This window comes from Belnapia moabensis DSM 16746 (genome assembly GCF_000745835.1).
Taxonomy (GTDB): domain Bacteria; phylum Pseudomonadota; class Alphaproteobacteria; order Acetobacterales; family Acetobacteraceae; genus Belnapia; species Belnapia moabensis.
Map to the genome: position 1 here is coordinate 42,132 of NZ_JQKB01000038.1, position 7,561 is coordinate 49,692.

The 7,561-nt window shown below is 63.1% G+C and carries 6 protein-coding genes; 1 reads left to right on the forward strand and 5 read right to left on the reverse strand.

Annotation, left to right across the window (positions count from 1 at the left end; translation table 11 throughout):
• Positions 1-52 precede the first annotated feature (52 nt).
• Genes EP26_RS19940 through EP26_RS19960 form a run of 5 tightly spaced genes read right to left on the reverse strand, consistent with a single transcriptional unit; the run spans position 53 to position 6,029 of the window.
• Entirely contained in the window at positions 53-853 is an 801-nt protein-coding gene (locus EP26_RS19940; RefSeq protein ID WP_211259487.1) for a glucose 1-dehydrogenase, read from the reverse strand.
• A gap of 26 nt (positions 854-879) precedes the next feature.
• Positions 880-2,136: an ABC transporter substrate-binding protein gene (locus EP26_RS19945; RefSeq protein ID WP_052389409.1), complete on the reverse strand. Its 1,257-nt coding sequence runs from the start codon at positions 2,134-2,136 to the stop codon at positions 880-882.
• A 28-nt stretch (positions 2,137-2,164) separates the two neighbouring features.
• Positions 2,165-4,174, reverse strand: coding sequence for a flavin-containing monooxygenase (locus EP26_RS19950; RefSeq protein ID WP_052389410.1), 2,010 nt, complete (start codon positions 4,172-4,174; stop codon positions 2,165-2,167).
• Positions 4,175-4,221: 47 nt separating this feature from the next.
• On the reverse strand, positions 4,222-4,989 hold the full coding sequence (locus EP26_RS19955; protein ID WP_043341222.1) for an SDR family NAD(P)-dependent oxidoreductase: 768 nt from the start codon (positions 4,987-4,989) through the stop codon (positions 4,222-4,224).
• A complete protein-coding gene (locus EP26_RS19960) occupies positions 4,986-6,029 on the reverse strand; it encodes an alpha/beta hydrolase (RefSeq protein ID WP_245624457.1) in 1,044 nt (347 codons plus the stop codon). The genes EP26_RS19955 and EP26_RS19960 overlap by 4 nt, the downstream gene beginning before the upstream one ends.
• Positions 6,030-6,305: 276 nt before the next feature.
• Here EP26_RS19960 and EP26_RS19965 point away from each other — a divergent pair, with 276 nt between their 5' ends.
• On the forward strand, positions 6,306-7,409 hold the full coding sequence (locus EP26_RS19965; protein ID WP_084112682.1) for a LacI family DNA-binding transcriptional regulator: 1,104 nt from the start codon (positions 6,306-6,308) through the stop codon (positions 7,407-7,409).
• The last annotated feature ends 152 nt before the right edge of the window (positions 7,410-7,561 follow it).

Here is a 7,561-nt window from a genome sequence, read left to right on the forward strand (position 1 = left end):
GCCGCCCTCTGTGAGCAGCCTCCGCAACGCATGTCCTTGGCTGCGCCGGATGCTATCCGGCGGCAACGGTGCGCAAAGCGCTCGGACTGGCGCCACGCCCACCATCAATGAGGTACTGCCCGCCGGTGATGCTGCCGGCGAGCTCGGAGCTGAGGAACAGCACCAGGTTTGCTATCTCCTCGGGCGTGGAGTAGCGGCCGATGGGAATCGTGGACTGGTACCGTTCTCGCACGCTGTTGCTTCCCTCGATGCTGGTCTGCGCCTCAAGCGAATGGATCATTCGCGTGTCCGTCGGTCCAGGACACACCGCATTCACCCGGATGCCGTTGCGACCGTATTCACTGGCCGCGGTTCGGGTCAGTCCGATCACGCCATGCTTCGAGGCGACGTAGCCGGAAAGGCCTGGTGACCCCGCAACCCCGGCCGTGGAGGCGGTGTTCACGATGGCGCCGCCCTGCTGCCGGAGCATGACTGGAATTACGTGCCGAAGGCCAAGGAAGACACCCTTCAGGTTGACCGCGATGACTGCGTCGAAGACATCCTCCTCATAATCGCCGGTCAGCGCGATCTTGCCCTCGATGCCGGCGTTGTTGAAGAAGCAATCGATGGCGCCATACGCATCTAGCGTCGCCTTCACATAACCCTGGACATCGGTGGATTTGATGACGTCGGCCTGCACGAAGCAGGCCTCGCCCCCGGCTGCACGCACGAGCCGTGCGGTCTCCTCGCCCCCGGCTGCATCACGGTCGACCACCGCCACACGTGCACCGCCCTGCGCGAAACCCAGGGAGGCAGCCCGTCCTATGCCGCCGGCCCCGCCGGTCACCAGTGCTACCTTGCCGCTGAAATCCATGGGCATTCTCCTCCTACTTATTTTTGTCATCCGCGCACCAGCGGGCAGCCACCTTCGTTCAGCGGACGGAAAGCGTCCTCCGGCGAGACTGTAGCGACGGTCTTCAGCAGGTCCCAGGAATGCTTGCTCTCGACCGGCTTCTTCGCTTCCAGGATGTAGACCGGATGCATCTTGCGGCCATCTTCACGTATGGTGCCCATGCCAAAGCAGTCATCATCGGTCGGCATTGACTTCATACGCGCAATAGTCGCCCGGCCGTCCCGCTTCGCCTCCGCGATGCCCATGTCTGCAGCGGTCTTGAGGTAATGCGTCACGGCGGAGTAGATGCCAGCAGTGCCCATGTTGGGGTACAATGTGGGCGTCTTGGGCTGCACGCGCGCTTGCCAAGCACGTGTCCGGTCATTCAGGTCCCAGTAGTAGGTAGCGGCGATCTGCATGCCTTGCGCGGTTTCCAGCCCGAGCGAGTGAATAACGGTATCGTAGGTGATCATGCCCACGATCCTCATGCTGCGATTCACGCCGAACTCGCGTGCCTGCTTCACGGTGTTAATGAGGTCCGCGCCCGAATTGCAGAGGCTCAGGACCTTGGCACGTGAAGATTGGGCGCGCAGCAGAAAGGCCGAGAAGTCCGAAGTGCCCGGGAACGGATGGAACACACTGCCGGCGATTTTGCCGCCGCGAGCCTGCACCACCGCCGTGGTGTCCCGCACCATCTGGTGCCCGAAGGCGTAGTCGGCGCCGAGGAAGAACCAACTGTCGCCGCCTTGCGCCAGCACTGTCGAGCCCAGCGACCGCGCGAGCATCGCGGTGTCCCAGACCCAATGGATTGTGTTCGGGCTGCAGGATGCGCCGGTCAGCTCGCTGGTTCCTGGCTCGGTCGCCAGGAAGACCTTGTTCTTCTCACGTGCTAACCCGTTAACCGCGAGGGCTGTTGCCGAAGTTGAAACGTCAACCAGTGCGTCGACGCCTTCCTGATCAAACCAGCGGCGCGCCGTGGCGGCGGCGATATCTGTCTTGTTCTGGTGGTCGGCGACCAAGATATCGACGTCCCACCCACGCCCCGAAACGCCGAAATCCTCCAAGGCCTGACGCGCGCAGGCCTCCGCAGGACGGCTCAGATCCGCATAGGGGCCGGAGAGGTCAGTGATGATGCCGAGGCGCAGCTTCGGCTTCGCCGCACCATCCGATTGCGCCCGCGTGGGACGTCCTGGCAGGACCGCCGCCGCACCTGCGAGCGCAACCGTGCCGAGCAGCGCCCGGCGCGATGTGCTCCTGAATTCCATTGCTTCAGTCCTGTCACTCGGGGTCATTTCAACTGACAGGCAGCCTGTCGGCCGAAATGACCGCATCTGCTCTCTGTCCCGGCATCTCAGGCTTCTGGCCTGGCTTTGCCACTAGGAAATCCTCAGGCACGAAATGCCTCATCATCCCCCAGTAGTCGAGCAGCCGCCAGGGCGAGGTGACCGTGATGCGGTTGCGGTCGTTCTTGTACCAGCTTGTCACGCCAGGATGCGCCCAGACCATGCTCTGGGCCTTCTCGTCGAGACGATGGTTGTATTGGTCATGGACGTCCTGCCGCACTTCCATGGTCGTGTAGCCTCGCTCGATCATTTCGCGTAGCGCCTGAACGATGTACCGGACCTGGCATTCCGTGTGAAAGATGATCGACCCGCCATGCGCCAGGTTGGTATTTGGACCATAGATGAGAAAAAGATTCGGATAGTGCGGCACCGTGACGCCCAGATAGCCACGCGGGTCGTCGTCGCCCCAGTCGTCGCGGATTGTATGGCCGTCGCGCCCGCGGATATCGAGCGGCCACAACATGCGGGAAGCCTGGAAGCCGGTGGCGAGAATGATGACGTCCGCTGGATGAACAGTGCCATCCTTCATCACGATGGACTCGGCCGTGACATGGGAGATCGGATCGGTTTCCGGCGCGACGTTCTCGCGCTTGAGCATCCGGTACCAATAGTTGTCCCGAAGCATGCGTTTGCCATAGGGCGGGTATGACGGAATGACCTTGGCCAGCAGTTCCTCATCACCGCCGAGCTCGCCGCGCACATAGTCCACGATCAGCTCGCGCATCTTATGGTTTGCTTCGTTTAGGGAAACCGCCGAGGACGTCCAGGACGGGTCGACATGCAGCGAGGCGTGGAAGCCGTCCGAGCTCGCCCAGAACAGCTGGAACCGAAGCCAGTTCGAGAAGTATGGGATATGTTCAAGTGCCCAGCGGTTGCTGTTGCTCACAGCGCGATGGTAGTTCGGGTTGTTCATCGCCCAGTGCGGTGTGCGCTGGAATATCCGCAGATGCGCCACATCTGAGGCGATTGATGGCCCGGCCTGCATAGCGCTGGCGCCGGTGCCGATCATGGCAACCCGCTTGCCCTTAAGATCGACGGTGCGGTCCCAACGCGCGGTATGGAATAACGGTCCGCTGAAGTTGTCGAGCCCGGTAATTTTTGGGATCGAGGCCCGATTCAACTGGCCGACCGCACTGATGACCGCATTGCACGCGGCACTCTCCTCGCGCCCCTCGGCGTCACGCCAGGTAAGCTGCCATCTGTCGGTTTTCTCGTCAAAGATGGCGCTCGTGGCCTCGGCCCCAAAGCGGATATGCGGGCGAAGATCGTAGGTGCGCGTCACGTCCTCGATATAGGCAAGAATTTCGTCGCGCCGGGAGAAATGCTGCGTCCAGCGGTTGTTAACGTGGAAAGAGTAGGAATAGAAGTGATTTGGTGTATCTACTGCGCAGCCGGGATACTCGTTCTCGAGCCAGGTGCCGCCGACACTAGCGTTCTTCTCGAACACCTCAAATCGAATGCCGAGCTGCTTCAGGCGGATCGCCGCGCAGAGGCCGCCAAAGCCGGCGCCGATGATAATCACCTTGAAGTCCCAGGGCGGCAGCTTCGCCGGGTCGTTGTGCCAACGTACGGCGCGGGTGTCCTCCTCGCCGAAGCGCATCTCCTCGAGTAGCAGCGGGATGTATTCATCCGGCACCGGTTGGCCGACGCCGGCACTCATCATGCGTTGCAGCACATCGGCCGGCGGCTGCGGTGGTGCAATCTGCTTACTCGTCGCGTAATCCTGCAGGGTGGCGACCAAACGGTCACGGACCTTCTGCTTCAGCGGTTCGGGAACAGACTGGAGGAAGCTCCAGGCGCCGTGGATGTACGGGGCCACTTCCTCAAGAATATCGAGGTCGCCGGTGAGCTGGACGAGCACCATCAGCATCGGCGCGATATCGGCTTCAGCGAGGGCGGCCTTGAGCGCGGCCTCATCGTGTACCGCTTCGCGCACGGCAAGCTGGAAGTCCTGTGCCATGTCGACAAGTCCTTTGACTGCGGCGCCTGATCGGGCGCCATTCCGACTCAGCCTGTGGTGTAGCCACCATCAACGGTCAGTGTGGTTCCGGTGACGAAGCCCGAACGGTCCGAGCACAGCCACACCACGGCTTCCGCTATGTCGTCGGCGGTCCCCAAGCGGCGCATCGGCACCGTGGCCAGGATTTGGTCGCCACGGCGCGCCATCGCTTCGGCGACCATCGGCGTCTCAATGTAACCTGGGCAAACCGCGTTCACGCGGACGCCGGTGGCAGCGTGGTCGATGGCCGCAGCCCTGGTCAGGCCGATCACGCCATGCTTCGCGGCGACATAGGCGTTGGATCCGGGCAGGCCAACCAGGCCGGCGATGGAACTGGTGTTGACGATGACACCACCTCCCTGTCCCTCCATCGCCGCCAGCTCATGCTTCATGCAGAGCCAAACGCCAGTCAGGTTCACTGCCAGCATGCGATCCCAGGCCTGCTGGGAGATGTCCCCGACGCGCTGACCGCCGGCGCCGACATGGACGGCCGCGATCCCGGCATTGTTGTAGGCGCAATCAAGCCGACCATAGGTCGTGACCACCGCCGCGACCATGGCCGTCACTTCATCGGGCTTGGTCACATCGGCGACGACCGCCTGTGCCTCACCGCCTGCTGCGCGGATCAGCTCGACGGTCTCGTCGGCGGCCGGACCTGAGAGGTCCGCGACGGTGATGAAAGCGCCCTCGCGCGCCATAACGATGGATGTCGCGCGTCCGATCCCAGAACCGCCGCCGGTGACCAGCGCCGATTTGCCCTCGAGGAGGCGGGTCATGGCGCCGCTCCGGCAGCAGTCCGCCAGGCATCGCGGAGCACGGCCGCAATGAAGGCCAGAATGCCGTCCGTCGCGCCGATGACCTTGCCCATAGTTAGGATTCCATGGACTTGATCGCTCAGATGCAGTGTGACGACTCGGACGCCATCACGTTCCAACCGCCAGGCGTATTGCCGCGCTTCGTCGCAAAGGGGGTCGTGGCCGCAAGTCAGCACCAGCGCGGGGGGCGCCTCGTGAAGGTTAGGTGCCCGCAGCGGCGATGCGCGCCAATCCGTCCGTTGCGCCACGTCTGGCAAATAGTGGTCGACGAAGTACCGCATCGTCTTCGCGGTGACCGGCACGCCTTCCGTAATTCGCTCGTAGCTCTCCGCGCTCATGGTGAGATCGACCACGGGATACAACAGCGCCTGGAACATGCTAGGTGGCACGGTACCGTCGCGCCCCATCAGGGCGAGCACCGCGGCTAGATTGCCTCCGGCGCTGTCGCCTGCCACTGCAATTTGCGCTGCATCGATGTGCAATGCACCTGCACTGCCGGCGACCCAGGCGAGGGCCGCCATGCAATCCTCGATCGCGGCGGGGAAGGGGTGTTCGGGTGCCAGGCGGTAATCCACGGCGACGACGCAGCACCGGGCATCGTTAGCCAGTCGGCGGCACACCCCGTCATGGGAGTCTATGTCGCCGAAGACCCAGCCGCCGCCATGCAGATAGAGCAGGCAGGGCAGGACATCGGCCGCCGATGTATCCACGCCGCGGTAGAGCCGCAAAGGAACTTCCCCCGCCTTGCCCATTATCGTCACATCGCGCAGCTCGGCGACTTCGACCGGAGCTGGCTGCAAAAGGGCGCGGCCCGCCGCGTAAGCGCGCCGCGCCTCCAATGGGGAGAGCACCTCGTAGGGCGGCCGCCCCGATTTCCGGATCAAGGTCAGCAGAGCTTGGGTATCGGGATGAACAGCCGGCATTGGCGTCCTCTTGGAAAGAACGAGATTTTCGCTCGACGAAAGCGACAGAGGCCCGAAATGGATGATGCCCGCATTCAACGGCAACGTTGCCCGGGTATGGGTCGCCTAAGTGAGCGGCCGGTCTATCCGTGATGGAAAGGTTCGTTGTGGATCTGCTTGCATCGACGCTTCCTCGGGCTCTTTGGCCCATTGCTCAATGTCAGCGGCTGGATACTGCCCCCGATCTGGTCGCAGTGGTAGCGCTAACGGCACAAGGTTAGCGCTAACAAGGAAGGCTGCGCAACCCTTACCTGGCAGCTGGGGCGGCGGACCGGGTGACTGTGGTAAACCAGGCTGGTCATCAGGCAGGGCAGAATGAATTCTATGCTGAGACAACGAAGGCGCAGGAAGCCTCAGAAAGGAGGGATCGAGGATGCTGTGGCATCCAAGCCAAACGGTGTGCCTGCGTTGCGTATGGAGGATGTCGCGCGCCTTGCCGGCGTCTCGGTCATGACGGTGTCTCGCGCGCTCCGCACTCCTCCAGCGGTCGCCGCATCCACCCTTGCCAAGGTCCGTGCTGCATTAGAGGAAACGGGGTACCTGCCCAATCTGGTGGCGAGTGGGCTGGCTTCTTCCCGCACTCAGGTCGTCGCCGCGGTCATTCCGCTAATCAGCCAGCCTTTCGCGCCGACGCTGCAGAGCATGTCTGATGTCCTGCGCCGGGCGTCGTATCAGCTCGTGCTCGGCGTCAGCCACTACGACCCGTTGCAGGAAGAAGCCTTGGTGCGCGCCTTCCTGTCCCGGCGTGTGGATGGGATCGCGCTGTTCGCAGGCGGGCACACGCCCCAGACGATCGCAATGCTGGAACAGGCCGGCGTTCCACTCGTCGAGATGTGGGCTGACTCCGCGACTGAATTCATTGTTGATGCGGTATCTGTGCCGCAGCGGCGAGGCGCGCAGGACGTTGTCCGCCATCTCCTTGCGCGCGGACGCCAGCGCATCGGCTTCATCGGTGGATCGACCCGGCACAATATCCGGGCACAGGCTCGGCTGGGCGGCTATCTGGATGGGTTGGCCGAAGCCGGGCTGCCACATGACCCCGCAGCCTGCGAAGAGGCCACGCACTTTTTAATGGAGGGCGGAGCGGCTGCCCTGGCACGTCTATTGGAGCGGCGGCCACAACTCGACGCCATCTGTGTCGCCAGCGACATCCTCGCTGCCGGTGTGGTTTTCGAAGCGCACCGGCGTGGCCTCTCTGTTCCGCGCGATCTTGCAGTCGCTGGTTTCGATGACGCTGAGATCGCCCGCTCGATGTATCCCGCACTCACAACCATCGACATGAGGGCGGAGGACATGGGAAGGCGGGCCGCCGAGATGCTGCTCGAGCGCACCAGCCAGAGCAGCCGCGTCGACCTTGTCGCCATGCCATCGCGCATGCATGACCTCGGCTATACGCTTATCGTGCGCGAAAGTACCTGAGCCTTTGCTCCAATCGCTGATACATCTTGTTGAACGGGTCAGCGGCCTGCACACACTGAGCCCTGCTCGCGTCTAGGGTCATGCGGTCCGGATGTACTCCGGCCGCCCAAGCTCGAGCATGTGGTTCAGCGCCTTGGTAGCGATGGCCACCT